23 protein-coding genes and 2 pseudogenes are annotated in these 26,467 nt (G+C 54.5%); 12 read left to right on the forward strand and 13 right to left on the reverse strand.

Features of this window, described 5'->3' with window-relative positions; genetic code table 11:
- Window positions 1-12: 12 nt before the first annotated feature.
- Genes AAH446_RS03425 through AAH446_RS03445 form a run of 5 tightly spaced genes read right to left on the reverse strand, consistent with a single transcriptional unit; the run spans window position 13 to window position 3,920 of the window.
- Window positions 13-591: a TerD family protein gene (locus tag AAH446_RS03425; protein WP_342905310.1), complete on the reverse strand. Its 579-nt coding sequence runs from the start codon at window positions 589-591 to the stop codon at window positions 13-15.
- Window positions 592-648: 57 nt separating this feature from the next.
- A complete protein-coding gene (locus AAH446_RS03430; protein WP_342905311.1) occupies window positions 649-1,677 on the reverse strand; it encodes a TerC/Alx family metal homeostasis membrane protein in 1,029 nt (342 codons plus the stop codon).
- A 44-nt stretch (window positions 1,678-1,721) separates the two neighbouring features.
- A complete protein-coding gene (locus AAH446_RS03435) occupies window positions 1,722-2,177 on the reverse strand; it encodes a tellurite resistance TerB family protein (RefSeq protein ID WP_342905312.1) in 456 nt (151 codons plus the stop codon).
- A 13-nt stretch (window positions 2,178-2,190) separates the two neighbouring features.
- Window positions 2,191-3,333 (reverse strand): TerD family protein, encoded by a 1,143-nt coding sequence (locus AAH446_RS03440; protein ID WP_342905313.1) that lies wholly within the window; start codon window positions 3,331-3,333, stop codon window positions 2,191-2,193.
- On the reverse strand, window positions 3,333-3,920 hold the full coding sequence (locus tag AAH446_RS03445; protein WP_342905314.1) for a TerD family protein: 588 nt from the start codon (window positions 3,918-3,920) through the stop codon (window positions 3,333-3,335). The genes AAH446_RS03440 and AAH446_RS03445 overlap by 1 nt, the downstream gene beginning before the upstream one ends.
- 308 nt (window positions 3,921-4,228) lie before the next feature.
- Here AAH446_RS03445 and AAH446_RS03450 point away from each other — a divergent pair, with 308 nt between their 5' ends.
- From AAH446_RS03450 to AAH446_RS03475, 6 genes and pseudogenes are all read left to right on the forward strand, one after another.
- On the forward strand, window positions 4,229-5,338 hold the full coding sequence (locus AAH446_RS03450) for an ATP-grasp domain-containing protein (protein WP_342905315.1): 1,110 nt from the start codon (window positions 4,229-4,231) through the stop codon (window positions 5,336-5,338).
- A gap of 3 nt (window positions 5,339-5,341) precedes the next feature.
- Window positions 5,342-6,475, forward strand: coding sequence for a phosphoribosyltransferase domain-containing protein (locus tag AAH446_RS03455; protein WP_342905316.1), 1,134 nt, complete (start codon window positions 5,342-5,344; stop codon window positions 6,473-6,475).
- Window positions 6,468-7,229: pseudogene (locus tag AAH446_RS03460) on the forward strand (hypothetical protein); the annotation flags it as partial. The gene AAH446_RS03455 and the pseudogene AAH446_RS03460, both read left to right, overlap by 8 nt.
- Window positions 7,230-7,241: 12 nt before the next feature.
- Window positions 7,242-8,321, forward strand: a complete 1,080-nt coding sequence (locus AAH446_RS03465) for a cysteine protease StiP family protein (RefSeq protein ID WP_342905803.1) — start codon at window positions 7,242-7,244, stop codon at window positions 8,319-8,321.
- A 1-nt stretch (window position 8,322) separates the two neighbouring features.
- A complete protein-coding gene (locus tag AAH446_RS03470; protein WP_342905317.1) occupies window positions 8,323-9,270 on the forward strand; it encodes an HpcH/HpaI aldolase/citrate lyase family protein in 948 nt (315 codons plus the stop codon).
- A gap of 30 nt (window positions 9,271-9,300) precedes the next feature.
- Complete coding sequence (locus tag AAH446_RS03475; RefSeq protein ID WP_342905318.1) at window positions 9,301-9,777, forward strand: tellurium resistance protein TerW; 477 nt, start codon at window positions 9,301-9,303, stop codon at window positions 9,775-9,777.
- A 156-nt stretch (window positions 9,778-9,933) separates the two neighbouring features.
- Here AAH446_RS03475 and AAH446_RS03480 read toward each other — a convergent pair whose 3' ends face one another.
- Window positions 9,934-10,887, reverse strand: coding sequence for a LacI family DNA-binding transcriptional regulator (locus AAH446_RS03480; RefSeq protein ID WP_342905319.1), 954 nt, complete (start codon window positions 10,885-10,887; stop codon window positions 9,934-9,936).
- Window positions 10,888-11,177: 290 nt separating this feature from the next.
- On the opposite strand from AAH446_RS03480, the gene AAH446_RS03485 reads away from it, so the two are divergent.
- The 5 genes from AAH446_RS03485 (at window position 11,178) to AAH446_RS03505 (ending at window position 16,094) form a co-directional block, all read left to right on the forward strand.
- Window positions 11,178-11,492 (forward strand): PTS sugar transporter subunit IIB, encoded by a 315-nt coding sequence (locus AAH446_RS03485; protein WP_342905320.1) that lies wholly within the window; start codon window positions 11,178-11,180, stop codon window positions 11,490-11,492.
- 12 nt (window positions 11,493-11,504) lie between these two features.
- On the forward strand, window positions 11,505-12,833 hold the full coding sequence (locus AAH446_RS03490; protein ID WP_342905321.1) for a PTS sugar transporter subunit IIC: 1,329 nt from the start codon (window positions 11,505-11,507) through the stop codon (window positions 12,831-12,833).
- Window positions 12,834-12,853: 20 nt separating this feature from the next.
- Window positions 12,854-14,254, forward strand: a complete 1,401-nt coding sequence (locus AAH446_RS03495) for a glycoside hydrolase family 1 protein (RefSeq protein WP_342905322.1) — start codon at window positions 12,854-12,856, stop codon at window positions 14,252-14,254.
- Window positions 14,247-14,549 carry a PTS lactose/cellobiose transporter subunit IIA gene (locus AAH446_RS03500; protein WP_342905323.1) on the forward strand — a complete coding sequence of 101 codons (303 nt, stop codon included), beginning with the start codon at window positions 14,247-14,249 and terminating at the stop codon, window positions 14,547-14,549. The genes AAH446_RS03495 and AAH446_RS03500 overlap by 8 nt, the downstream gene beginning before the upstream one ends.
- Before the next feature lie 162 nt (window positions 14,550-14,711).
- Window positions 14,712-16,094 carry a carbohydrate porin gene (locus AAH446_RS03505; RefSeq protein ID WP_342905324.1) on the forward strand — a complete coding sequence of 461 codons (1,383 nt, stop codon included), beginning with the start codon at window positions 14,712-14,714 and terminating at the stop codon, window positions 16,092-16,094.
- Between the two features lie 199 nt (window positions 16,095-16,293).
- On the opposite strand, the gene AAH446_RS03510 is transcribed toward AAH446_RS03505, so the two are convergent.
- The 3 genes from AAH446_RS03510 to AAH446_RS03520 all read right to left on the reverse strand — a co-directional run bounded on the left by AAH446_RS03510 (window position 16,294) and on the right by AAH446_RS03520 (window position 20,184).
- Entirely contained in the window at window positions 16,294-17,961 is a 1,668-nt protein-coding gene (locus tag AAH446_RS03510; RefSeq protein ID WP_342905325.1) for a DUF2534 family protein, read from the reverse strand.
- 203 nt (window positions 17,962-18,164) lie between these two features.
- Window positions 18,165-18,653, reverse strand: a complete 489-nt coding sequence (locus tag AAH446_RS03515; RefSeq protein WP_342905326.1) for a DUF2946 domain-containing protein — start codon at window positions 18,651-18,653, stop codon at window positions 18,165-18,167.
- Between the two features lie 448 nt (window positions 18,654-19,101).
- The gene (locus tag AAH446_RS03520; RefSeq protein WP_342905327.1) at window positions 19,102-20,184 is read right to left on the reverse strand and encodes a LacI family DNA-binding transcriptional regulator; all 1,083 of its coding nucleotides are present in this window, start codon (window positions 20,182-20,184) and stop codon (window positions 19,102-19,104) included.
- Between the two features lie 264 nt (window positions 20,185-20,448).
- Here AAH446_RS03520 and AAH446_RS03525 point away from each other — a divergent pair, with 264 nt between their 5' ends.
- Window positions 20,449-21,711, forward strand: coding sequence for a maltoporin (locus AAH446_RS03525; protein WP_342905328.1), 1,263 nt, complete (start codon window positions 20,449-20,451; stop codon window positions 21,709-21,711).
- A 250-nt stretch (window positions 21,712-21,961) separates the two neighbouring features.
- On the opposite strand, the gene AAH446_RS03530 is transcribed toward AAH446_RS03525, so the two are convergent.
- The 4 genes and pseudogenes from AAH446_RS03530 to AAH446_RS03545 form a co-directional block, all read right to left on the reverse strand.
- Window positions 21,962-22,276 (reverse strand): glucose PTS transporter subunit EIIB, encoded by a 315-nt coding sequence (locus tag AAH446_RS03530; RefSeq protein WP_342905329.1) that lies wholly within the window; start codon window positions 22,274-22,276, stop codon window positions 21,962-21,964.
- Between the two features lie 49 nt (window positions 22,277-22,325).
- Window positions 22,326-24,383, reverse strand: coding sequence for a beta-galactosidase (locus AAH446_RS03535; protein ID WP_342905330.1), 2,058 nt, complete (start codon window positions 24,381-24,383; stop codon window positions 22,326-22,328).
- A 47-nt stretch (window positions 24,384-24,430) separates the two neighbouring features.
- Window positions 24,431-25,525: pseudogene (locus AAH446_RS03540) on the reverse strand (glycoside hydrolase family 53 protein); the annotation flags it as partial.
- 90 nt (window positions 25,526-25,615) lie between these two features.
- Window positions 25,616-26,467 carry a sugar ABC transporter permease gene (locus tag AAH446_RS03545; RefSeq protein ID WP_342905332.1) on the reverse strand — a complete coding sequence of 284 codons (852 nt, stop codon included), beginning with the start codon at window positions 26,465-26,467 and terminating at the stop codon, window positions 25,616-25,618.

Here is a 26,467-nt window from a genome sequence, read left to right on the forward strand (position 1 = left end):
TTTTAACAACGATCAGGAAGCATTAACGCCATACTGGGCGCATACGGACGCCAGCCCGCCCGCATAACCCTGCCCCACCGCACGGAATTTCCACTCGCCATTGTGACGATAGAGCTCCCCGAACAGCATTGCGGTTTCGGTGCTGGCATCTTCAGAGAGGTCATAACGCGCCACTTCAGATTTGCTGTCATTATTGACCAGGCGGATAAACGCATTCGCCACCTGGCCAAAACTCTGACGGCGCGTCTGCGCATCATGAATAGTGACAACAAAGACAATTTTATCGACGTCACTGGCGATAGCGTCGAGTTTCACAATCAGCGATTCGTCATCGCCGTCACCTTCACCCGTCCGGTTATCGCCCGTATGCGCCACGGAACCGTCGGCGCTTTTCAGGTTGTTGTAGAAAATGAAGTCCGCATCACTGCGTACTTTGCCATCCGCTTTTAACAGGAACGCCGAGGCATCGAGGTCGAAATCCTGTCCGTCTGTTGAACGGTCATCCCAACCGAGACCAATTAACACATTTTTCATGGTCGGATCGGCTTTAGCCAGTGAAACATTACCGCCCTTCGAGAGTGTTACTGCCATATCAGATATCCTCAATTCACTTGTATTTAATTCGGGTGTTGCGGGTCGTTCTGCCGGTTACGATTTCGCTTCTTTACCCGGGAAGATCAGGCTGGCAACAATACCCACCGCCAGCACGCCGATAACCACAAACAGGCTTGTCATCGCATCAATCGAAATGCCGTGATGGAAGAAGTGGTCGGTCGCATTCAATCCCAGCTTCGCCGCAATAAAGAACAGCAGGACAATTACCGCTTTTTCCAGATGCACCAGATACTGCTTCAGCGCTTCGAGCACAAAATAGAGTGTACGCAGGCCCAGAATAGCAAACATCATTGCACTGTAAACAATCAGCGGTTCACGGCTGACGGCAATGACCGCTGGCACGGAGTCAAAAGCAAACATCACGTCCGACAGCTCAACGACCGCCAGACAGAGAAGCATTGGCGTGGCGTAGCGTGCTGCTTTCGTCACGCGACCAATCTTAACGTCTGCGTTTTCAGGCTTAGCCAGCTCGTCGTCCACCTCTTTCTGGCTGAGTACGAACGCGTTGCCGCGCAGTTTCGGCCAGATTGGGAAGAAGCGTTTTACCATACGGTACGCAATATGCTGTGAGTAGTCCTCGATCTCATCGTCATCGTCACCGCTTTTCAGCATCATTACAGCCGTCCAGGCCACAATTAAGGCAAAGACCACCTCAACCCATGGACCCAGCGCCAGCAGGCTTGTGCCGATCGCCACAAAGATGCCGCGGAAAACGATAGCGCCGATGATCCCCCAGTAAAGCACGCGGTGGCGGAAGCGATCGGGAATAGCGAACCAGGAAAAGATCGCCATCATCACGAACAGGTTATCGACGGAAAGCACTTTCTCAAGCGCATAGCCGGTGATAAAGAGGCTTGCCACCTCAGCGCCGTGGTGAACGTACAGGAAGCCTGCGAATGCCATCGCCATGGCGATCCAGAAAACGGACCACAAAGAGGCGCTTTTCAGAGAGATAGGTTGATCTCCCCGGTGCATGAACAGGTCAATAATAATCGCGCCGACGGAGAGCAGTATAAAAACGGCTACTGTCTCAATCGGGAAGCCGATGTGTGTGGACTCCATGAATTTACCCTTCGATATTGTTAATGTTTATTATTATGTTTCAGTTAAAGATCGAAATCTTGCGCCTGCAAACCCAGCGCAGCGATAATCTCGCGCACGGATTTTTTTTCATTATCATCGAAATCACCATCGCTTTTGGCGATAGCAATACCAACGCGTACAGCAAGCTGCGCCTGTTCTGGCTTGTTTTTCAGCGCCAGAATATATTTCATGGTTTCGCCTTTGCCGATTTCAAAATCGAAATCGTAACTCTTCACCATTTTCTCAAAAACAGCGATCACTTCTTCATTGTCGAATACGCTGAGTTCGGGAGAGTTGCGCAGAAAACCGATCATTTTCTGTTTCTCTTCGGCGCTCACGCCATTGCTGGCAATCGCGATACGGGCGCACACGGCAATAGTCCCTTCAAGGAAAGTGCGGTTTTTAAAGCGCCCCACCTGCTTGCTTAACTCTTCACGACCCGATTTGACTGCGCCCATCACTTTATTAAAAAAACTCATTTTTCACTCCTGCCTATTTTGAACCCGCTTTCCAGCGGAAACCCCAGCCAAACGCTTTGTCCATATCGGAGTGACCCGAGAAAAAGCGGTTCACCCGTTCCACGTTTATTGCCCCACCCTCATTCACCAGGCGGGCAATAGCGCACATGTTGCGCTTGTTGTCCCCTTCGTTCATGAAGCTTTCTATCGGCGGCTGCCCCGGAACGTGAACGGTCACCATGCCGTCGGTTTTTTCCCAGCTGGCCGCGCCCTCGTAGATATAGGCGTAGATCAGCACTTCTTTAATCTCTTTCCACTGCTTGCCATTGATATGCAGCCATTCGCCCGTAGAAAGTGAGCCGGTACGATCATCACCCTGTAACTGAACGTAGGGCTCTCTGGTGAGATCGCCGAACATATTTCCCAGCGCCTGCACGACGGTAGAGTGTCCATCCTGAAGCCTGACGAAGGCGCCAAGGTCCAGATCGATGCCTTTATTCCCGCCAAAGGCGCTTTTTAAGAAGCTGGCCTTTTGCGTGCTCTGATTCCAGTTCAGGTTGACCCGGATCTCGCCAAAATCAGCGCGTTTTTCCAGGCTGATCGTAGGTTTCTCCTTGGTCAGGGAAACTTTACTCAGGTTCACTTTGGGGGCGGGCGGAGCAGCCGGTGCGGGAGCGGGATTATCCGCAATCTCCACGCCGAAGTGTTCCGCAAGAGGCTGTAAGCCGCCATTAAATCCCTGGGAGATAAAGCGGAATTTCCACTCACCGTTCCGGCGGTAAAGCTCCCCAAGGATTAATGCCGCCTCTTGCCGTCCGGCGGTTTCCACTTCGCCCAGCAGCTGCACCGCGCCGTTAACTTCAATCTGAATAGTGAGTTTATTCAGACTGGAAATAAGCTGGCTGCCTTCACAGGTGGCGCTGAAGGCAATTTTCTGGACGTCACCGCTTAACGCGGGCAGATTCACCGCGAACAGGGCATCGTTACCGGTTGCCGAATAACGCACCGTTTTGTCATCGTTTTCCGGCTGACCATAAAAAATCATATCCGCATCGCCGCGGACCTTGCCGCCGTCATAAAGGCGGAATGAAGAGACGTCGACCGGCGCGCTGGAGACAACGCGAACCGTCACTGGCTGATTCTGGATCGGGGCGTTCCCCCCTGGCGACAGTTTCATCAGACCACCACCGCAGCCACGATTTGGCCAATCATATCTTCTACAGTACGTCCCGTGCAGGCGAGCCCGTGGGCGGTGAAGTTCCACTCGCCACCGCTACGGCGCAGTGAGGCGATCAGAACGCCCGTGTGTGAGCCCTGCTCGGTCAGCTGAAACCGGCCCAGCTCTTTCGAGGTCTGATCCAGTACCCGGCAGAAGGCGTTGTCCACTTCATTGAAGGTTTGCCCACGGAAACTGTTTACAGTCAGCGCCAGAAATTCAACATTTGGCGACAGGCGGCTGAGGTCGGCCTTGATCACTTCATCATCGCCGTCGCCCTCACCGGTCAGGTTGTCACCGGTATGCACGATGGCACCATCTTTCGACTTAAGCTGGCGGAAAGAGACGGTATCAATCACCCCGCCCTGCGCATCAAGCAGTACGCAACTCGCGTCGAGATCGATGCTGTCCTTGCCACCACCGAACAACCCCCCCAGAAAGCCTCCTTTTTTCTTGATCGGGTCCCAGCCCAAACCGAACTGAATCTGAGAGAGGGCGCTACTTTGTTTAGCCAGAGAAATTGTCTGATTCTTGCGCAAAGAGACCATCGTAAATCCTTAATGTTGAGTTGCACAGTCGCTGTGTAAGGTGAGCATCAAGCCCGAAACATCCAAATCATAACATGTGAACCTTAATCTTCAAGTATTCAATCATCTTATGATTTGTAAATTATAATAACCTAATGATAAATATATATTTTTTATTAGTTACCTGAATCATTAGCTTTAAATTAACTTGCTTAACTTTACATAAATTCCAATAGCGATGAGTTTATCATAATATGATTGACATAGCGCGTGGCGCGCACTTACACTGGTTTGCTATTTAAAAATCGACATCACCAAGCGGGGATCAAATGGGTTCAGCAATCTGGTTTATGGAAGGCCTGTCGTGTCAGCGGGACATTCTGACCGCGGTGCAACAAGCCCGCGCGGCGGCAGATGCGGATTTCCGCATTATTGCGTCCCATCGCCAGCCACGTTTAGAAATCCTGGGTGAGGCTGACTACGCCTACCTTGAACCCGCCGCTGATGAAGCGCGTCTGGCGTTTATTCGCCATGTCGTGGACGCACAGTCTGTCCGCGCTATCCATACCGGCAAAAATTACGTCTGGTTTGAAGAAAACCGCAAAGTCATTGAAAGCCTGGGCGTCAGGCTGACGACCGGTGCGCTTGACCACGCCACCTTCGAGCTTGCTGATGATAAATATGCGTTTAGCCAGCATATGAAGCGGCACGGATTGCCCGTTGTTGCAGCAAAAGTCTTCAGCACTGCGGACGAGCTGGCCTGCCTGCTGCACGATCATTATGCTCAGGATGCAACAGCAGACGTGCTGCCCTGCATTAAACCCGTTCAGGGCATCTATGGTATGGGATTCTGGATGCTGGATAAAAATGCGCCCATGATGGCCTGCTTCCAGCAAACTGACCGGCGTCGGGTGCATCCCGATACCTATCTCCATGCGCTGAAAGAGGCGGAAAGTGCCGGAACGGCCAGCCCGCCGATGCTGTTTATGCCCTGGCTGCCAGGCCCTGAGCGATCGGTGGATATGGTCGTTGAGAGGGGAAAGGTCCTGGCGGCGGTCTCACGTTGCAAAACCAGCGAAGGGCAGGTACTGGAGCAGAGCGGCGAAGCGTATGAACTCGCGATCGCCTGTGCGGAAGTGATGAAGGCGGACGGACTGATTAACGTCCAGACCCGCCATTTTACAGATGGTAAGCCCTATCTGCTGGAGACAAATCTGCGGCCTTCAGGCGGCGTGGGATATACGCTGCACAGCGGCGTTAACCTGCCGGGGCTTTTCGCCCTGCGGCAGCTTGGGCTGGCGGACGAGTCAGCCATGGCTGCGGCTTCCCATAGGTTCCGGGAACTTACCGTTAAGCCGACACACGCCGTTCAGCCCGTGCCCTCAGCGCTTCCGACCTTGCTTACTTATGCTGCACCTTCTTTATCTCAGGTTAATTAAACTATGCCACAATCCCAACAGCTCTATCAGCGTGAATTATCCGGCGGCACGCTGAGCGTTACCACCGCCTCCGATCTCCCTCTGGAGACGCTCTTTGACATCGCAGAGCGCAAAAATCCAAAGCGGGCGTTTCTCTTTGTCAGCAAAGTGCTGGGTCGTCATATTCCGGTGAGCCCGTCAACGATGCAGGAGACTTACGTGCAGTTGGCGGAGCAGATCCCCGAGGTCCTGCCGGGACCGGTGCTTTTTATCGGCATGGCTGAAACCGCTGTGGGAATGGCTGCGGGCATTTTCCGTGCAGCACGCCAGCACATTGCGGAACCGGTTTTTATCACCAGCACGCGCCATCCGGTTGATGGCGAACTGCTCTGTGAGTTTAAAGAAAATCACAGTCATGCCACCGATCACCTGATTTATCAACCGCAGGATCCTCAGTTACGCCAGCGGGCGCTCACTGCACGGACCCTGGTGTTAATCGACGACGAAGCCACGACGGGGAATACCTTCATCAACCTGCTGCAGGCGCTACGCAGTGCCGGACTGACGCAGATTGAACGCGTAGTGACCGTGACCCTGACAGACTGGAGCGGCGACGCGCTTCAGCAAAACTCTCCGCTGCCGGTTGACATTGTCTCACTGGTCAACGGACGCTGGGCATGGGCGCCGCGCCCAGACGCGCCCGTCCCGGAAATGCCTTCGGTAAATGTCACCGCGCGAGGCAGCTGGCCGGTGTCACAGCGGCAGGACTGGGGACGCCTGGGAATGGATGAAACGTCATGCAATCTCACCACGCCTCCTGTTGACTTCGCCGGGGAGCGGATTCTGGTGCTGGGATCGGGGGAGTTTGTCTGGCAGCCCTTCTTACTGGCAGAGCGACTGGAGCAAGAAGGTGCAGAAGTGAAGTTCAGTTCCCTGACCCGCTCGCCCATCGCACCGGGGCATGCGATTCAGTCCACCCTCGCCTTCAGCGATAACTACGGCCTGGGTATTCCTAATTTTGTCTATAACGTTGCCCATCAGCAGTTTGATCGCATAATTATCTGTGTGGAAACCGCGCCAGAATCGGTTTGCCATACTCTGCTTGAGGCATTACAGCAGTCTGTGGCCCCCCGGGTCGAGGTTATCAGCTATGAATAAGCCGACGGTACTGTGCGACCTGGATGACACGCTTTTTCAGACTCGCCGGAAAATGACGGACGAACTGGGTGAAATCCCGGTTCAGGTAGGCGCTTTCGACCGGAGCAACGAGCCCCGCAGCTTTATGAATCAGGAACAGGCGGCAATGGTGGCGTGGTTATTGCAGACTACGGATTTCATTCCGGTTACCGCCCGCGGCACCGAAGAAACGTCCCGCGTCGCGATTCCCTTCACCTCGTGGAAAGTGATGACCCACGGCGCCGCGATCGCGCGCCCGGACGGCACGTTAGATCCGGACTGGCAGGACATCATGCTCACGCAGCTGGCGAATGTAAAAGCGCGCCTGCTTTTCCTGTGTCAGCACTTCAGCGAGCAGCTTGAACGGGAAGGCCTTAACGCGTGGTGCCGGATGAATACCGAGTATGAGGGTGAGCCGATCTATTTTGTGATGAAGCATCGCGACAGCACGCAGATTGAGGAGCTTTATGCGTTCAACGAACGCATGATGCAAACCCACTCTACGGATGGCTTCTATATCCATCGCAACGGCAATAATGTCGCCTGGTTACCGGCGTGCGTGCAGAAAGGGCACGCCGTGTTATGGCTGCTCGACAAATTACGCGCAGAACGAGGCGTTTTTCCTGTACTTGGCCTGGGCGACAGCCTGAGCGATTACCACTTTATGCAGCATTGCACCTGGTTCGGGATGCCTTCACGCAGCCAGTTCGCCAGCGCCATCCATGAAAACCTGTTTCAGGAGAAACCGATGCGAGACGCAGAACCTTTCCATGGCGCATACCGGGCGACAGATGTGCAGTTTTTACTGAAGCCTGTAGCGCTCGAAATGACGCCTGTGGAAGAGAAAGAACGGCTGATCCAGTCAGGCGCACGCCATTATTCGGAGATGCTCAGTCAGGAGCCGGCCCCTACTGCCGAGCACCTCGACATATTCTACAGATCGCTTGATGACGGCGCGCCGCGTATGGCACGCGAGGTAGTGATGCTGGCGAAGGGGCTGGCTGCTGAATTTGGCGACAAGCCTGTGGTGCTGGTCAGCCTTGTCCGGGCAGGCGTACCTCTGGGCGTGATGCTTCAGCGTGCGCTCAGCGATATGGGAATAACATCCTGTCACTACGGCATCAGTATTATCCGCGATCGTGGGATCGACGCAGCCGCACTGGCCTGGATTGAACAACGTCATGGGCCGGAGAGTATTGTATTTGTTGATGGCTGGACGGGGAAAGGCACCATTACCGGCGAGCTGGTTGCCAGCCTCCGCCACCGACAGGGCTATGGCGACACGCCGCGGCTGGTTGTGCTTGCCGATCCAGCAGGGTGCGCATGGCTGGCTGCCTCAGATGATGACTGGCTTATTCCTTTTGGCATTATGGGCGCGCCCGTCTCCGGTCTGGTTTCCCGCTCGATCTGGGCTGAAAACGGGTTCCATGGCTGCGTCCTGTGCGATCACCTGAAGGAGTTTGAGTGCAGCCAGCAGCTGGCTGACACCGTGGACGACTGTCGCCGTCATCTTAATAGTGATGAGATCCCTGCGGCGATCCCCCTGGCTTCTCAGCAAAATGACCAGCGAGACGCCAGCCTGAAGGTCGTTCAGGCGCTCTGCGAAAAATATCAGGTCAGCAGCATTAACCGCATTAAACCCGGCATCGCGGAGGCGACGCGGGCCGTACTGCGTCGTGTTCCTGAGCATATTCTGGTAAGAGATAAAAACGACGCCAACGTTTCGCTATTAATCCATCTGGCGGCGCAGAAAGGCATCCCGGTGCAGGAGGTCGGTACCGCGATCGGTCAGTACAGCGCAGTGACAATCATCAGGAAGGTGGTGTGATATGAAGCAACCAATTTCACCTTTTATGCTGGGTGGAACGCTCTATATGCCGGCCCTGCGCGATGATATCGCAGAGGTGATTCTGCACGGCAAAATCGCTGGCTTACGCTCGCTGGTGATCTGCCTGGAGGATGCGGTCACCGATCGCGATGTGCCGCTGGCGCTTCAGAAACTGAGAACGCTGCTCCACGTAATGGCCGAAGAGAAACGCAACGGCAATGGCGGGGAGTGGCCGCTCGTTTTTATCCGCCCGCGCAACGTGCAGATGGCGCGCGAACTTATCGCCGCCGATGACCTTTCGGCCATCGATGGATTTGTGCTGGCCAAGTTTACCCAGGCGAGCCTTGACGAGTGGTGGCAGGTGCTGAGCCCTACCAGCCTGCTACTTATGCCGACGCTGGAAACCAGTGAGGTTTATGACGTCAGAATGATGACCGAACTGGCCGAAACGCTGGTGGCGCATCCCTGCCGCGATCGCATCCTCGCATTAAGGATCGGCGGGAACGATTTGATGAGCGTGATCGGTATGCGCCGCCCGCGCAGTATGACGCTCTACGATGGTCCTCTGGGGTACGTGATTAAAATGCTGGTCTCCGTCTTCAGCCCGAGAGGTTTTTATCTTACCGCGCCCGTTTGTGAACTGATTGATAACCCGGCCATCCTGAAAAGGGAGCTGGAGCTGGATGTGGCACACGGGCTGGTGGGTAAAACGGCGATCCATCCCGGGCAGCTGGATGATATTTATCATGCGCTTAGGGTGGAACCTGATGATTATGAAGATGCCATACACATTCTCTCATCCGTTAAGGCTGTATTTAAGTTGCAGGGTGCAATGTGTGAGCCCGCAACGCACAGCATGTGGGCCGCAGCGATCCTTGAACGCGCGAAATATATGGGTGTAAGAACGACAACCGACATGGATAACGTTCTCATTGTTGCACGGCAATAGCGGCTTCTGTTCTTCTGGTGGTGTGGGTATATGTTACTGAATAGTAAGCAAACACGGCAGTTCACGCTGGCCGTGATGTTAAGCCCGGGCAAGCCGGTGGGCAAAGAGAAAATGATTACCGGGTTACAGTGTTCGGACCCCACTCTTACGCGCGATCTGAAGGAGTTGCGGGAAACGTACTCAGTCGAAATTCGCTATACCAAAGCGAATCACAGCTTCACCATGACGGACAAAGGATCGCTGACCCCGAAGGTAATCCGCAGAATGCGCGATGCCCTGACGGCGCAGCAGAATATCGGCGATCAGGCGGCGGCGCATGGCAGCATGGTTTTTCTGGATAAGGAAAAGAAAAAAGCGGTTTCTCTTTCTCTCAGAATGTCGGTGATCCGAAAAATCGACCGCATGGCTTACCGGTTAGATCTTAACCGCAGCGAGGCCGTTGAGAAACTCGTCGACGCCTGCATCGCCGATTTTATGAATAAACAGCACGATCGGGCAGGTGATTAAGCCTGCCGGCCACCCTGCCATTCCCGCCCGGGAAAGGCAATGGTGCCAGCGCTCACTGCGCATAACCTCAGCTGGCTAAGCCCCCCTCTCCGTAAACCTCAGGCGCAGCGCCGCTGTCAGCCTGGCCGTCACTGCCGTTCAGAGTTCAGCAAAGACCTAGCGCTTGCGCATATCCGGAATAATCAAATCGCCGCGCAGCACAGAAGCACCCAGCATATGCTGGGTTTTTTCAGTCAGCCAGCTGACGATCTGTGACGCCATGACATCCATAGAGTATTCAATCGCCGGAATGGTGGGAACACCGGGCAGATCGAGCGAGCCTGCCAGGCTGAAGACCATGATGTCGCCAGGTACGGTCTTATTGAATGCCTGCAGCTGAGAAATGGCGTTTTGCGCCTCCTGCTCGTTTGCCACCAGCAGCGCGTTAAAATTCACCGTGCTGGCATTGTTCAGCAAAACCTGCAGCGCCACGGATGTTGAGAGTGAATCCATAAAGACGAGATTACGATTAAAAGGCAGGAAGTTATTTTCCAGCGCGAGCTTATAGCCCAACAGCACCCGGTCGGCAGCCCCGGCGGTGTCCGGATGAATCAGGGCGATTTGCCTTTTCCCGTTGTTAATCAGGAAATTACAGGCAGTCTCAGCAGCAAAAGCGTGATCGTACTGGATACTGTTGGGCGATTCCGTTTCCGTGCAGTTGATCAGGATAACGTTGTCATCCTCAATATTCAGCGGAAACCGGGCGCCAATGATCAATACGTCATCACAGAGTCCACAGTTCAGCTCATCGAGCGCATTCATAATCTCCGCTTTCGTGTGGGCGAAGCGTAGTAACAGATGCTTTTGATGCTGGCTCAGCTGCTTTTCCAGCGCATAGAGATAGGCGGTGGTCTGGTTAACGTTCTCCTGCGCGCAGATAACGCCGATACAGTTGGTTGACTGACTGTAAAGAGATTGCGCGATAACGTTAGGCCGGTATTTCAGCTCCTCAGCGGCTTTTAATACGGCAAGACGGCTGGCTTCCTTCACGCCGCGTGAACCACTCAACACCCGCGACACCGTGGCCTTGGAAACGCCAGCCAGACGCGATACATCGTTGATTGTCGCCATCTTTTTCTCCGTAACCCCTGAGTAAAGTCTGAAAATTAACACCGCATTCAGCGCGCATATTCCTGCACGAAGTATAGCCATTTCCCTCAGTCATGGAAACTTATTTTCCATGTGGACGCTCATACTGTCCATAACCGCCAGAATTATGTGACCTCTCTCTAAGAAAAACAGCCATTCAGAGGTAGATATTGATAGCTATCACACTTCTTTACACTCTTTATGGAAACCGGTTTCCATATGATATCCAATCGCCGTTACACAAAGTCGTTACGTTCTGAGGATGGCAGTCGATGTTTAAAATTATGTTGTGTTGTTCGGCGGGAATGTCTACCAGCATGCTGGTACGGAAAATGAAAGAAGTGGCTGAGGAGCGCGGTCAGCCGGTGGAAATTGAGGCTTATGGGATTGCCGAATTTGACGAGCAGTTTCCCCGCTATCAGGTCGTCCTGCTCGGACCCCAGGTGAAGTACATGCTGAAAACCCTGTCAGAAAAAGCGGCACCACAGGGCATTCCCGTGCAGCCCATCGATATGATGGACTACGGCATGCAACGCGGTGACAAGGTTCTGGACTACGCTCTGTCGCTGATCAACGCGACTAACTAAAAAGGTGCGCTTATGAGTACGTTATATCAGTCTATGATTGCGGTCATCGAGCAATCGATTACGCCGCTGGCCGGACGTCTCGGGCAACAGAAATATGTTATCGCCATCAGGGATGGGTTTACCGCCGCCCTGCCCTTTATGATCATCGGCTCCTTTATGCTGGTGTTCATCTTTCCCCCTTTTGCTGAAACCACGACCAACGGCTTTGCCCGCGCCTGGCTGGATTTTTCCACCACCTATCGCGAACAGCTGATGCTGCCTTTCAATCTGAGCATGGGCGTGATGACCTTTTTTATCTCTGTCGGCGTTGGTGCCAGCCTGGGCCGCCAGTTTTCACTCGATCCTGTGATGTCCGGCCTGCTGGCGTTTATGGCGTTTCTGCTGGTTGCGGCGCCCTATGCCGACAACACGATCTCCACGCAATATCTTTCCGGTCAGGGGATCTTCACGGCCCTGATTACCGCCATCTACTCAACGCGCGTCTATGCGTGGCTGAAGCAAAACAATATTACTATCCGCCTGCCTAAAGAAGTTCCGACAGGCGTTGCCCGTTCCTTTGAAATCCTGATCCCTGTAATGGTGATTATGGCCACGCTGCATCCGCTTAACTTATTTATTGAAGCGCAGACCGGCATGATCATTCCCCAGGCGATTATGCACCTGCTGGAGCCGCTGGTGTCGGCATCCGACTCCCTGCCTGCCATTCTGCTCTCGGTACTGCTGTGTCAGATATTCTGGTTTGCCGGTATCCATGGGGCATTGATCGTGACCGGCATCATGAATCCGTTCTGGATGGCCAATCTGTCGGCTAATCAGGCGGCACTGGCGGCTGGAAACGTCCTTCCTCACATTTATCTGCAGGGTTTCTGGGATCACTATCTGCTTATCGGTGGCGTGGGTTCAACGCTGCCGCTGGCCTTCCTGCTACTGCGTAGCCGCCTCACCCATCTGCGCACCATTGGTAAGTTAGGCATCGTGCCCAGTTTCTTTAACATCAATGAACCTATCCTGTTTGGCGCGCCAATAATCATGAACCCGATGCTGTTTATCCCGTTCGTCTGCGTACCAATGGTCAACGCCGTGCTCGCCTACACCGCAACCAAACTGGGTTGGCTGGCACAGGTTGTTTCCCTCACGCCATGGACCACGCCAGCACCTTTAGGCGCGTCGTGGGCGGCCAACTGGGCGATAAGCCCGCTGGTGATGTGTCTGGTTTGTATGGCGATGTCGGCGCTGATGTACCTGCCGTTCCTGCGCGCCTATGAACGTTCAGTGCTGAAAACCGAAGAGGAAAAAGCGCAAAGCAGCATGCCGCAGGCTGAAACCGTCGGCAGTAACTGATGACTCCGGAGATAAGAACGATGAAATACAGCTTTCCTGAAAATTTCTGGTGGGGCAGCGCCAGCTCCGCATTACAGACCGAGGGTGAAAGCCTGGGCGGCGGAAAGAGCGCCACCACCTGGGATATCTGGTACGCCCAACAGCCCTGGCGCTTTCATCAGCAGATCGGGCCGGCGCAGACCTCCGGGTTTTATCAGCACTGGCGTGAGGATATCGCGCTGCTGAAAAAGCTGAACCACAACAGTTTTCGCACCTCGCTCAGCTGGTCGCGTCTGATTCCGGACGGCAGCGGTGAAGTTAATCCTGAAGCGGTGACCTTTTACAACAACGTCATTGATGAACTGCTGGCGCAGGGCGTGACGCCATTTATCACTCTGTTTCACTTTGATATGCCGATGGCAATGCAGGAAAAAGGCGGCTGGGAAAACCGGGAAGTTGTTACCGCGTTCCGCCGCTATGCCGAGGTCTGTTTTGCGCTTTTTGGCGATCGGGTATCGCACTGGTTCACGTTCAATGAGCCCATTGTGCCGGTTGAAGGCGGCTATCTCTATGATTTTCATTACCCGAACGTCGTTGACTTCAAGCGGGCGGCGACGGTGGCTTATCACACGGTGCTGGCGCACGCTTCCGCCGTGCAGGCCTTCCGCACCGGGGATTATCAGGGTGAAATCGGCATCGTTCTTAACCTGACGCCATCCTACCCGCGCTCGCAGCAGCCGGCAGATCTTGCCGCCGCCCATCATGCCGATCTGCTGTTTAACCGCAGCTTCCTCGATCCGGTTTTACGTGGCGAATACCCGCAGGATCTGGTTGCCCTGCTGGAAAGCCACGAGCAGCTTCCCGAATGCCTTCCCGGCGATGCGGCACTGATCGCCGAAGGGAAAATCGACCTGCTGGGCGTTAACTATTACCAGCCGCGCCGGGTGAAATGTCGCGACAGTGCCGTGAATCCTGAATCGCCCTTTATGCCCGAATGGTTTTTTCAAAACTACGAGATGCCGGGCCGCAAAATGAATCCTTATCGCGGCTGGGAAATCTACGAGCCGGGTATTTATGACATTCTCACCAACTTACGGGAAAATTACGGCAACCCCCGCTGCTTTATTTCTGAAAATGGTATGGGCGTGGAAAATGAACAGCGGTTTGTTCAGGTCGGGAAAATAGAGGATGACTACCGCATCGAATTTGTTTCTGAACACCTGAAGTGGCTGCATAAAGGCCTCAGTGAGGGATGTAACTGCCTGGGTTATCACATGTGGACATTTATTGATAACTGGTCATGGTGCAACGGTTATAAAAATCGCTATGGCTTCGTTCAGCTTGATTTAGTCAGCCAGCAGCGCATCGTTAAAAAAAGCGGTGAATGGTTTGCCGCAGCATCGGTGAATAACGGATTTGATGAGGTAAAAAATCATGATTGATTTAGAAGAAGCCGTGATGGAGATCATCGTGAACGCCGGACAGTCGAGAAGCCTCTGCTTCGAAGCGTTACAGGCAGCCCGTGACGGCAGTATCGACCGCGCCAAAAGCCTGCTGGTCGAAGCCGACGGGTTTGCCCGCCAGGCGCACAAGATGCAGACAAAACTGATAGAACAGGACGCCGGCGAAGGGAGGCAGCCTATGACGTTAATTATGGTACATGCTCAGGATCATTTAATGACGTCCATGCTGGCGAGAGAATTATCTGAAGAGATAATTCATCTTTACCAGAGATAACTGCAATGAAGTAAACGACCGGAAGGAATATTAAATAAGATTTGATAGCAAATAAAAACCACCTCTGTGAATTAAAATAACTTGTCCGGACGCAGGGCTTATTACGCCTGCGCCGGGTGGGAAAGTTATTGTCTGAAAATAATTAACTATATTGAGACAACGATGAATACAAATAAAAAAATTTCAACCTCCATGCTGGTTATGGCTTCGCTTTGCTCGGGAACCGTAGCGGCACAAGAATTTACTCAGGAACAGATCGATGCCATTGTCGCCAGAGCGGTGGATAAGGCGCTCGCCGAGCGGCAAGCCAAACTGGATACGGCGTTAAACCAGAAAGCGGACATTATCAATGAGCCGGAAAGCGCGGCGCAGTCGCCCGATATGGCGATCCCCTTCGGCGTGAAGTTTACCGGCTACGCCCGCTACGGCGCCCAGTTTCAGGGCGGCGATCAGAAGTTTGTTGGCGTGGATGGCTCCTATAATGGCGCCTCCGCTATCGGTCGTTTAGGCAACGAAGGCAACGGCGGCGAATTCCAGCTCTCCAAAGCGTTTAAAAGCGACAACGGCGCCGTCTGGGACGTGAACGTGATGATCGATCACTGGGGTGACGAAGTGAACCTCAAGAAAGCCTATGCGGGCGTGACCAATGTACTGGCCTCAAATCCAGGCGCCTATATCTGGGCGGGCCGCGACTTTCACCAGCGTCCACAACAGGGTATCAATGACTACTTCTGGATGAACCATGACGGTCAGGGTGCTGGTATTAAAGATTTTGATATCGGAGGCGTGAAGTTTGACCTCGCCACCGTTGCCGCGGTGGAATCCTGTAGCCCGGAGGTGATGGATGATGAGGCCAACCCGTCACGCATCACCTGTACCGGCGGATCGGGAACCGGCGATAAAGGTAACTACGCGCTGACCTCAAAAATCCACGGCATGAAAGTGGGCCCGCTGGATTTTGAAATTTACGCTAACTATGGTTTCGACTCCAAAGCGATAGAGAGCGATGAGCGCACCAAAGCCTGGCAGGGAGCCGTGGTGTTAAGCCATACGGGCGATAACAGCGTCAATAAAGTGATCGCGCGCTACTCTGATAACTCAGATAACAGCGTCTATAACAAAACCGACGAGCTGAAAACCATTTATGCCAGCTTCGAGGGCGCTTATAAATTCACGCAGCAGACGCAGGTCGAATATCTGCTGGCCTTCCATGATTATGACAACAGCGCTGACAGCACGGATAACCGCAAGAACTACGGTGCGATCGTTCGACCGATGTACTGGTGGAATGATGTGCACTCAACCTGGCTCGAAGCGGGTTATCAGCGGGTTGATTATGACACGGGCGGCGACAACCACGGCTGGAAGCTGACGTTATCGCAGAACATGACCATTGCGATGGGGCCGGAGTTCCGTCCAATGCTGCGCTTTTACGTTACCGGCGGCGATGTGGATAACAGCCGCACCGCGCGGGTTAACGGCACCGACACGGATACGCAGCTCGACTCCTTCAACGTGGGCGGGATGTTTGAAGCCTGGTTCTAAACGCCTGTCTGCGGGGCAACAACGTTATTGTGTTGCTCCGCCCGGCACGCTCCATCAACAACGGAGCCTGTCCCAGACACTAAAACGCCTCTGGCACAGGAATACCAGAGGCGTTACAGGATCTCATCGGCGCAAACCGCTGATGAAAATGCTCCACATTATGACTTTCTCCCGGCGAAAACCGCCCGCAGGTTCAGGCTTACTCTTTACTCTCTTCCCCTAAAAACCAGTACCACAGCGGAATGGAAAGCAGACCGGTAAACACCATTGAATAGACGGCGATCATAAACAGTTGAGTCACCAGCATTTTGGCTGACCAGTCACTGACGGGTATATGGTACTCATCTATCGCCCCGCCAATCATCGCCTTAGACATAACGCTAAGGGCAATCAGCAGCACAACGGTAACGGCGGTTATGAACTGCCTGGTTTGTTTTCGCTTCATTGCAAATTTCTCTTTTTCATCCGCAGATGTGAACCGCTCGTTCCGGCCTTGTTTATGGCGATGACTCCGCACGCTATCCAGAGCAATGAATACCAGCAGGCTGATCCCCATTACCGGTAGCGCACAGCCCAGGGCCAGGGCCAGCAGAGCAGTGAAGATTTTGATCGCCGGGGTAAGCTGCTGCCAGGCGCTTAGCAGCGTCCGGACAGAGCTGGTTTCAGCCGCAGCAGGACGACGAAGCCACCACATGCGATACCCTAACACAATCATTATGCACAACCCCAGACCGAATGCCGCCAGGATCAGCTGGTTGGGGAGGCCAAAAAGTACGCCCATATGGGCGTCGACACCCCAGCGCGTCAGTTTGGCAATCAGTGGAAAATCAGCAAAGTGGACCTGGTCGACCAGGCTGAAATTGTCCGGGTTAACGGAGACGGCGTCTACATTCGTAGGCCAACTGCGGTCTATCTCGGTTACCGTCCAGGCTTTGTCAGCCGCTTTGGGCTGACGCAGCTCAATTTTTGCAGCATCAATACCGGCAGATCTGGCCACATCCAGCACGCGATCCCAGTCAGCGCTGGGACGATTGCTTATTACAGGCGTGCCTGGGGAGATCATTGCGCCATGATGTCCGGCATGAGGATCTGCGGGAACGAGCGTATCCGTTGCTTTCAGCCCGGTAGCCACCTGCGGCGTCAGCCAGCCAAAATCGCTGCGCATTTTATTGATATTGTTGCCCGCCCACTGCGACCAGGTCAGCCCCGTGACGGAAAAAAACAGCAGCCCGGCCGACAGCACCAGCCCCAGCGTCATATGCCAGTAACGGGTAGCGATCAGTTTCCCGCCGGTTTTTTTGGGCTGACGACGCGGACGTGTACCTGCCCAGAGCACGATGCCGCCCAGCGCCGCCACCCAGAGCCAGGAAGCCGCCAGTTCACTGTAATTGCGTCCGATGTCCCCCAGGAGCAATCCCCGGTGAAGCTGATCGAGCCACATTCTGAACGGGAGCACGCCAGAAGTTCCGTATACCGTCATATCCCCTTTTACCTGCAAAGAATAGGGATCGATAAAAACAGAGCGCGACTCGGATGGGCCCAGCTCAGGGTCGGTAAACTGCACGCGGGTGGTATCCAGCATGCCGGGAGCAGGACGAACGGCATAAATTGTCGCGGACTCTCCGGCATAAAGCCGCGCCGCGCTAATTTGGTCGGACAGGGGTTTCGCTGTGCCATCAGGCTGGACGGTCAGGGCATCAGCATAAAGAATGTCTTCGATTTGGGGTGTCAGAACATAGAGCGTCCCGGTCAATGCCGCCACGAAAATAAAAGGGGCGACAAACAGACCGATATAGAAATGCAGACGGCGAAAAAAGTGCATCACCGCACCGCGGGAGGCGTTATTACTCACAGAGACAGATGACATAGCCATTCCAGTTATATTTGCTTGCAGGCACCCGCACTGGCCCGGCTTCCCGGTTTTTCGGTGAAGTGGGTCTGCACAATAATGCCAGCAGCTTTATACATCGTCAGAGAATTATGGCGGCGTATAAAAGCCTGCGCTGAGCGCATAATAAATTATTCCGGCTTCGCCTCGGGATACCCGAATAAGCCGTCAGGTTTTATTGGTTAATGGCAAATTACCGGCGGCGCGCGGGGTTGAGAAATACCTGGAAAGAAGGTCAGCGGAATGACTGAGGTGAAAAGCGGCGAAGAGACACGGGAAATCAGCAGTAACAGGGAGATTACCGGGATTAAAATCCATGCCAGCACCGGGAAGTGCGCCAAAAGCTGACAGTACCCACAGGCAAAATCATCCATCATTCCCATACTGCCGCTCAGGCTGAGCGCAGGCATAGCGCGCCCGGTCTGGCCCTTCTCATCACCAGGGGAAAGAGAGGAGATCGGATGATGCTCCGGCATCCCGGCCATGTGCATGCCGTCCATGTCCATGCTGTGCATAGCATGGCTGGCAGGTGCGGTGACTGTGGCGTCAGTGTCAGACTGCATGCGCCCGTGCTCCAGAGTTTTCGACACCTCCGGGGCGATAAACAGCATCAGGATGGCCATCAGGGCAACCAGGGCTGGTATCCGGCGTTGAGACAGACGAGACAACATCAGCAAGTCAGGCAATCCTGTCGGGAGGAGAATAGTTGGCGGCAAGTTTAACTATTTTCAGGGAAAATGTTAAAAGGTTATTTAGTAAATTTCGTTATTTATGCATTCCCCCGTCCCTTTGGTTATATAGCTGCAAACAAAGCGTAAAATTTGCCCCTGCACCAGCCGCGTACTCAAAGTGCGCTTTTCAGATAGCGCTCGCCAGGGCGAATCTCTTATTGATGCTCACAGGATGATCCTTTATTCACCCATTGGCATCAGCGCTATTGCCACCGATCGCCATTTCTCGCTCCCCTTTTCTCCATAACCCAGTGTTAAAGGCAGAAAGCTTGCAGGGGTTGGCATCTTTGCTGCATAAGCGTCCGGCGGACATTTATATTCAATGGCGGCAGTGGTCGAATTACTCAACGCATTGAAGCCGCCGTACGGATTGAGGATGCGGGACCGCTTATTTCTGGGCCAAACTCAGCCGGCTGGCGATGGTCCGCAGTTCATCCGCAATTTGCCGGAGATCCTGCTGCTGCCGTTCCACCGCGCCGCTGGATTGACGCACGACCAGCCGCGCGGGCAGGATAGATGATGAGCGGCTGTTATCATGCTCGTCCGCCTTCAGCAGGCGTTCAACGGCCTCTTTGCCCTGTAAATCAAGATCCAGCGAGACGGTACTCAGCGCCGGATGGAAAAAGGCGCTTTCATAGGTATCGTCATAGCCAATCACCGATTTCTGCCCCGGTATGGCAACGCCGTTCTGATGGAAGGCGCTCAGCACACCCAGCGCCATCTGATCGTTGCCGACCAGCACCGCCGTAAAGTCGGGCTTTTCACGCAGCATCTGTAACGCCCCTGCATAACCGCTCTGCGCATCCCAGTTGCCGTGAATAATGCTGACCGGCTCCAGACGATAGCGCTCCAGCGTTTCCAGCCAGCTTTTCAGTCGCAGATTGGCGGAGACCGAGTGCTGCGGACCGGCCAGTAAAGCAAACTGCCGGTGTCCCTGTTCGTAAAGGTATTTGACACTGGCGCGGGTTCCGTCTGCGGGATTAAAGGAGACGTTGAATACCGAGCTGTAAGGATCAACGTCAAGGAACAGGCAAATAATATCGCGGTTATCTTCAGCGATACGCTCAGCGTCAGCCGTCTCCATCGGCGCGTTGATAATGACCTTATCCACCCGCTGCGATTTTAACTCATTGATCGCGTCCTGCAGGCTTTGTCCGACGTTCTCATCCAGCATCGCAATCAGGACCTGATAGCCCGCCTCGCTGGCATAGCGCTTCACCGCGGCGGCGACCTGTGATGGCGCGTGTAGCGCCAGTGATGTGGTGACCAGGCCCAGCGTCGTAATGTGCTTGCCGACCAGCTGCTGCGCCATCCGGTTAGGCACATAGCGCAGCGTCTCAATAGCCTCTTCAACTTTGCGGCGCGTCGTTTCTGAAACGTTTGCGGATTTATTTAGGACGCGTGAAACCGTCTGGTATGAGACCCCGGCAGAACGTGCAACGTCCTCTAAGGTAGCACTTTTCACTTTCATCTCTTGGTTCTCTGACTGATGACGAAGGGAATTATATCAGCCCCCCTTCTGCGGGCCTAGTTTACCCGCTCAACTTGTGACGTCAGGCCAATAAGTATGACGTATAACATACATACCCGGTGATCGGGCTCACTCTTCATTACTTTTTCGCGACAAATTGTTGCACTAACTCACACAATTTTCACCAGGAGATTGCCTGCAATTCCCTTCCAGGCGTTAACTAGCGGCATTATGTGAACGTATTACAAATAACAAGAGGGAAACATGAACACAAGACGTTGTACTATCGCCGTGGCGCTCGCCGCCGCGCTGACTTCTCCTGGCCTCTATGCTGCTATCGATAACCTCGACTTTCACGGTTATCTGCGTGGTGGCGTAGGCGTATCACAGGATGGCGGCATTGAAGAGTGGCAAAAAAACAAACTCGGCCGTCTGGGAAATGAAGGCGATACCTACGGCGAAATTGAGCTGGGCAGCGAGGTTTATCAAAAGGACGACGTCAGCTTTTATGTCGATACTATGGTCAGCATGTTCTCTGATGGTTCCAATGATAACGAAACGACCTTTGGTGACGATGCGCAGTTTGGTCTGAGGCAGCTTAACCTCCAGATCAAAGGCCTGATCCCCGGCGACAAAAACGCCGTAATCTGGGGCGGGAAACGTTACTACCAGCGCCACGACCTGCACATTATTGATACCAAATACTGGAATATATCTGGCTCCGGCGCCGGTATTGAAAACTATACCCTTGGCCCGGGCGCTATCTCTGTCGCCTGGCTGCGGGGCGACGCCAATGATGTCGACTATCGCCTTGACGGCGACAATGACGTTAACATTAACTATATCGATCTCCGCTACGCCGGCTGGAAGCCCTGGAATGGCGCATGGACAGAGTTCGGCGTTGATTACGCCATGCCGAATACCACCAAAAAGCAGAAAGAGTATGGCGGATTGTATGACGCCGATAATGGCGTGATGCTCACCGGTGAAATCAGCCAGGATATCTGGGGCGGCTACCAGAAGCTGGTGGTGCAGTATGCCGATAAAGGCCTGGCGCAGAATATGATCTCGCAGGGGGGCGGCTGGTACGATATGTGGAACGATACCAGCGACGCGAAAGGCTATCGCGTGATCAATACCGGTCTGCTGCCGGTGACGGACAAGTTCTCCATTAACCAGGTCTTTACCTGGGGTTCGGCGGATAAGGTGACCGCGTTTACCGATGAAAGCACGCTGCTGTCGCTGGTTGGACGTGCGCAGTATCAGTTTACCGACTATGTCCGGGGTATCGGCGAGGCGGGCGGATTCTGGCAGAAGGATAAAAACCGCGACGGCAGCGACTACAAGCAGGCAGGACAGAAATATACGCTCGCGCTGGGGCTGGCGGCGGGGCCGGAATTTATGTCACGGCCGGAACTGCGCGTGTTTGCCTCCTACCTGAATGACTCCGAACAGGGCAACAGTTTTCAGGACGGCACCGCCGATAATACCTGGAACTTCGGCGTGCAGGTCGAAGCCTGGTGGTAAGGCGGGCGCACTCATTCATCCTGTGAAGGCTGCATGTACTGAGGCAGGATAACCGGGAGCGGTTATCCTGCCTGATAGCTGATAGCTGATAGCTGATAGCTGATAGCTGATAGCGTTACAGTGAAGAAAATTGAGGCAGAATCTACAGAGGGTTTTAACTTGGTGACGCGAACGCTGGCATTCCGCAGCCCTTTCCGCCCCCGCCCGGACTGGCGTCCAGAAGGAGGCGTTACTACATTTCTACCCGACGTTATGCTCCCTGAAAAAAGCGGGCTTCCAGCAGCTGCCGCAGACGATCGGACTGCGTACCAAAAATAGCATGTACCTCATGGCCCAGAATCACCACGCCAATTGCGCCCGCCTGCTGTAGTCCTGCCGCATCAACGGCGGCCAGCGATTTCACACTCACCCGCAGGCGCGTCATACAGGCATCCACCTGCTCGATATTATCCCGCCCGCCGAAGCAGTGCAGCAGCTGGTCCAGCAATGCCGTATCTACCGGCGCGCTGGCAGGGGGAAGGGGCTGGCGGCTGAAGTAGTTTTTGAACGATTTAAGACTGACCATTATTCTCTCCGTAGGCGGCATTGCTGCCGCCGTTCAGTGAAATGCATCCTTACAGGGGAGCGCGTAAAACCCGACAGCCCCACGGCGCCAGCGTCAGCGATCCGCTTACCGGCTCGTCATCAATCAGATCGCGCATCTCTCCGGGCAGAGAGAGACTTTGCGCAGACGCGCTGAAGTTCTGAATGAAAATAAAAGACTGTTCGCCATCGGTACGACGATGTGCAGTCACGCCAGGAGGGAAATCCACCGCCAGCGCCCTTGGCAGTCCCAGCCTTACGATCAGTGAACCGTAAAAATCGCGATGGAAGGCGTGATCGTTACGCGAGGCGATATACCAGGCCCTGCCGTTCCCCACTTCATTCACCGTCACCGCAGGCTTACCGGCATAAAAATCTGACTGATAGCTGGCAAGTGAAACCGCACCTTCCAGATGGATATGTTCGCACAGTTCGCGTACCTGATACGGACCGCTCAGGCCGAGCGAATTCCCGCTGACGCCGCGGATGGCGTTAAATTCATCCTCCGCCAGGCTGTCAATCTCTTCCGCCCAGATACCGAGAAGCGGGCGCAGCGGCCCGGGGAATCCCCCGAGATGGCAGAGATCGCTTTCATTCACGATCCCTGTCCAGTAACTGGCAACAAAGTTTCCACCCCGCTCAACAAACTGTTGAGCACGTCCGGCAAATCCGTCCCGCACCATATAGAGCATCGGCGCAATGACCAGCGAATAGCCGCTGAGGTCGGCATCGGCGTTAATCACATCGACCGCCACGCCCTGCTCCCAGAAGGTACGATAGTGTCCAGCCACCGTACTTTCATAATGGAGGCCGAGGTTACGGGGACCCTGGGCATTATCCATCGCCCAGCGGCTCTCCCAGTCGAAGATAATCGCCACTTTTGCTTCCACGCGGCTTCCCTGCACCGGGTTCATCGCCGCCAGCATGCGCCCCAGCTCGCTGACCTCGCGTCCGACACGCGTATCCAGATGCCCGACGTGATCGACGATTGCGCCGTGAAATTTCTCGACGGAACCCCGGCTTTTCCGCCACTGGAAGTACTGCACGGAATCCGCACCGTGTGCCACCGCCTGCAAGGATGACAGAATATGCATGCCCGGCTTTTTCAGCTTACTGGTAGGCTGCCAGTTAGTGGCGCTCGGCGTCGACTCCATCAGTACAAACGGCTGGCCCTGCTTCAGCGTGCGCATCAGATCGTGATACATGGCGGTGTAGCAGGCCAGCGTGGTTTCATCCTTCTCGCTGTGCCACATCGGATAGCTATCCCAGGAGATAAAATCAAGCGGCTGCGACAGTTTCCAGTAGTCGTAGTCGTAAAAATACTCCATAAAATTGGTGGTGGCGGGCAGACCCGGATTGGCCGCCTTCAGCGGCTTAATCTCCTGGGCACAAAAATCCGTCACTTGGTCGGTCATAAAGCGTCGCCAGTCGAGGTTGAGACCATGGATGGAGAGCTCGCCCTGGGGCGCAGGAGAGACAACCTGCGACCAGTCGCTGTAGGTGTGGCTCCAGAAATCACTCCACCAGGCATGATTCAGGTTATCGAGCGTCTCGTAGCGCCGTTGCAGCCAGTCACGGAAGGCGCTCTGACAGCGTTCACAGTGGCATTCGCCCCCATATTCATTTGAGATGTGCCAGCCAATCACCGCCGGATGGTGCGCATAGCGCGCCGCCAGCTGCGTATTCATCGCCTGCACTTTCTGCCGGTAAACCGGAGAAGTCATACAGTGATTATGCCGCCCGCCGTGCAGCGCCGGCACGCGGTCGCGCCCCACGCGCAGGACTTCCGGATATTTTTGCGACATCCATGCCGGCCGCGCGCCGCTCGGTGTGGCAAGAAAAACGGCAATATTGTTCTGGTGCAGCTTCGCCAGGATCTGGTCCAGCCAGCCGAAATCGTAGTTTCCCTCACTGGGCTCCAGTTTTGCCCAGCTGAAAATCCCGACCGACATGACGTTGCAGTGCGCCTGCTTCATCATTGCCATATCTTCTTCAACGATCTCCGGCGTTTTTTCCCACTGTTCCGGGTTGTAATCCGCGCCATGCAGTAACGCGTTCACTCTGGCACTCAGCGGTGGAAATTTACTCATATCTGATCCTCAGAACTGTCATAAACATCAGCCCTAACGCTAATGTGTTAATGGAATACCTGAATTGACGGCAACACTTTCCCTTTGCAGTCAAAAAGTGCCTGGTTCTCGCGGGCGTTACCCTGTTTCCACTCGTCGTGGATATACTTCATGCCGGCAGGCGTTGCCCAGGTATTACCCGGCACCGCAATCCAGGTGGGCTCCCAGTAGACCAGCCCTTTACCGCGCCCTTCCGGCACCGAGCGGATCGCCTGCATCAGCTCTCGCAGATAGGCCGTCTGTCCGGCGACGGTGGCGGGATAGCCACCATCCTTCTCTTCTTTTGCCTGGAAGCTGTTCTCCGCGCTGTCGCAGTTTTCCAGGGTGTAGCCATAGGCCGCTTCCACCACCATCACGTCCTTCTGATAGCGCTGGCTGATATCATCCATATTGGCTTTCAGGGCCGCGATCGGTCCATTCCAGTAGGTGTACATCGACAGGCCTATCACATCGAACGGCACCTGCCGCTTGGTGATTTCATCGAACCACCAGCGGAACATTTCATTTTTGGTGCCCTCCGCCAGATGCAGCATGGTCTTTACCTCAGCGGGGTCGCTGAGGTTTTCCCGCAGTCCACCGATAGCCGCCTTCAGCAGCGCCGCCAGCCGATCGAACTCGCCGCCGTTTTGCCCCCAGCTTTTGCCATCCGGCCAGAGCATGCCGCCATTCAGCTCGTTACCAATCTGAACAATTTCCGGCAGTACGCCCTCCCGCTTGAAACGCGCGATAACGTCACGGGTATAGTCATGAACCTGCTTTTCCAGCTGGGGAAAGCTGAGGTTCTCCCAGGCTTTCGGCTTAAACTGCTTGCCGGGATCGGTCCAGAAATCGCTGTATTGGAAATCCAGCAGCAGCTGCATGCCCTGCGCTTTCGCCCGTTTTGCCAGCGCCAGCGTGGTGTCCAGATCGTTAGTGCCGCCGCCGTAGGCGTTGCCGCTGCCGTCTCTGGGATCGACCCACAGCCGCAGGCGGATAGTGTTGATGCCGTTCGCCTTCAGGATGGCAATTGGGTCCTGCAACTGATTGTTCACGTTATAAAATTTCCCGCCCTGCTTCTCCAGCTCCGCCAGGGTTGAGATATCAGCGCCCTTCACAAAACCGGCATGCTGCGGGTCCGCCGCAGTATTTGCCGCGAGCAGAGGCGTTGCCCAGGTCAGCGCCAGGGCAATAAACAGAGGTGTGATTCGCATGTTTTATCCTTTAGTACTGCCCGAGGTCAGGCCTGAAACAAAGTATTTCTGCAAGGCCAGGTAAAGTATGGCGACCGGTACGGCAATCAGTACCGCGCCCGCTGCATAGGTGGTGTAGCTGGCTCCCATTTTCTGCGCCACGAGGTTATAAAGCCCAATCGGCAGCGTGAACTGCTCGGGGGTACGCAGTATGGTGCTGGAGAGAATAAAATCGCCGAGCGGGCCGGTAAAAGAGAACAGCGCTACCACCGCCAGAATGGGCTTCGAGAGCGGCATAATAATCTCGATAAAGATGCGGAAATTACCCGCGCCGTCCATCCGCGCCGACTCATCCAGATCGCGCGGAATGGCGTCAAGATAACCCTTCATCAGATAGGTATTCATCGGGATCATGCCGCCGACATAAATCAGCACCAGCGCCAGATGGCTGTTGATCAGCCCCAGTAGCTGCGACAGCACAAAAATGGCAATCAGCGCGGAAAACTGCGGGATCATCTGTAAGAGCAGAAAAAGCATCAGGCCGTTTTGCCGTCCCTTGAAGCGAAAACGCGAAAAGGTGTAGGCCGTACAGCTTACGCTGATTAAGGTTAACAGCATGGTCAGAAAGCTGATTTTCATCGAGTTCCAGTACCAGGTGAGGTATGGCACCGTGCCGTTAAACAGATTCTGGTAATGCTGGAATGAGAGATTCTCAGGGATAATTGCGCTGCTGAGCAGGCTGTTACCGGCATTCAGCGACGCTCCGACCGTCCACACCAGTGGATAGATAATGATCGTCGACACCGCTAACACCACCAGCCAGGTGAGGGTCAGACGTAGCCACTTTTCCCGTTTAATGCTGACAGACTTTGCCAT

The organism is Erwinia psychrophila, assembly GCF_039023475.1.
Classification (GTDB): Bacteria; Pseudomonadota; Gammaproteobacteria; order Enterobacterales; family Enterobacteriaceae; genus Erwinia.

Coding starts and splice junctions, on each gene's coding strand:
- AAH446_RS03425 (WP_342905310.1), bottom strand. CDS start 591: ATGGCAGTAACACTCTCGAAGGGCGGTAATGTTTCACTGGCTAAAGCC.
- AAH446_RS03430 (WP_342905311.1), bottom strand. CDS start 1,677: ATGGAGTCCACACACATCGGCTTCCCGATTGAGACAGTAGCCGTTTTT.
- AAH446_RS03435 (WP_342905312.1), bottom strand. CDS start 2,177: ATGAGTTTTTTTAATAAAGTGATGGGCGCAGTCAAATCGGGTCGTGAA.
- AAH446_RS03440 (WP_342905313.1), bottom strand. CDS start 3,333: ATGAAACTGTCGCCAGGGGGGAACGCCCCGATCCAGAATCAGCCAGTG.
- AAH446_RS03445 (WP_342905314.1), bottom strand. CDS start 3,920: ATGGTCTCTTTGCGCAAGAATCAGACAATTTCTCTGGCTAAACAAAGT.
- AAH446_RS03450 (WP_342905315.1), top strand. CDS start 4,229: ATGGGTTCAGCAATCTGGTTTATGGAAGGCCTGTCGTGTCAGCGGGAC.
- AAH446_RS03455 (WP_342905316.1), top strand. CDS start 5,342: ATGCCACAATCCCAACAGCTCTATCAGCGTGAATTATCCGGCGGCACG.
- AAH446_RS03465 (WP_342905803.1), top strand. CDS start 7,242: ATGCGAGACGCAGAACCTTTCCATGGCGCATACCGGGCGACAGATGTG.
- AAH446_RS03470 (WP_342905317.1), top strand. CDS start 8,323: ATGAAGCAACCAATTTCACCTTTTATGCTGGGTGGAACGCTCTATATG.
- AAH446_RS03475 (WP_342905318.1), top strand. CDS start 9,301: ATGTTACTGAATAGTAAGCAAACACGGCAGTTCACGCTGGCCGTGATG.
- AAH446_RS03480 (WP_342905319.1), bottom strand. CDS start 10,887: ATGGCGACAATCAACGATGTATCGCGTCTGGCTGGCGTTTCCAAGGCC.
- AAH446_RS03485 (WP_342905320.1), top strand. CDS start 11,178: ATGTTTAAAATTATGTTGTGTTGTTCGGCGGGAATGTCTACCAGCATG.
- AAH446_RS03490 (WP_342905321.1), top strand. CDS start 11,505: ATGAGTACGTTATATCAGTCTATGATTGCGGTCATCGAGCAATCGATT.
- AAH446_RS03495 (WP_342905322.1), top strand. CDS start 12,854: ATGAAATACAGCTTTCCTGAAAATTTCTGGTGGGGCAGCGCCAGCTCC.
- AAH446_RS03500 (WP_342905323.1), top strand. CDS start 14,247: ATGATTGATTTAGAAGAAGCCGTGATGGAGATCATCGTGAACGCCGGA.
- AAH446_RS03505 (WP_342905324.1), top strand. CDS start 14,712: ATGAATACAAATAAAAAAATTTCAACCTCCATGCTGGTTATGGCTTCG.
- AAH446_RS03510 (WP_342905325.1), bottom strand. CDS start 17,961: ATGTCATCTGTCTCTGTGAGTAATAACGCCTCCCGCGGTGCGGTGATG.
- AAH446_RS03515 (WP_342905326.1), bottom strand. CDS start 18,653: ATGTTGTCTCGTCTGTCTCAACGCCGGATACCAGCCCTGGTTGCCCTG.
- AAH446_RS03520 (WP_342905327.1), bottom strand. CDS start 20,184: ATGAAAGTGAAAAGTGCTACCTTAGAGGACGTTGCACGTTCTGCCGGG.
- AAH446_RS03525 (WP_342905328.1), top strand. CDS start 20,449: ATGAACACAAGACGTTGTACTATCGCCGTGGCGCTCGCCGCCGCGCTG.
- AAH446_RS03530 (WP_342905329.1), bottom strand. CDS start 22,276: ATGGTCAGTCTTAAATCGTTCAAAAACTACTTCAGCCGCCAGCCCCTT.
- AAH446_RS03535 (WP_342905330.1), bottom strand. CDS start 24,383: ATGAGTAAATTTCCACCGCTGAGTGCCAGAGTGAACGCGTTACTGCAT.
- AAH446_RS03545 (WP_342905332.1), bottom strand. CDS start 26,467: ATGGCAAAGTCTGTCAGCATTAAACGGGAAAAGTGGCTACGTCTGACC.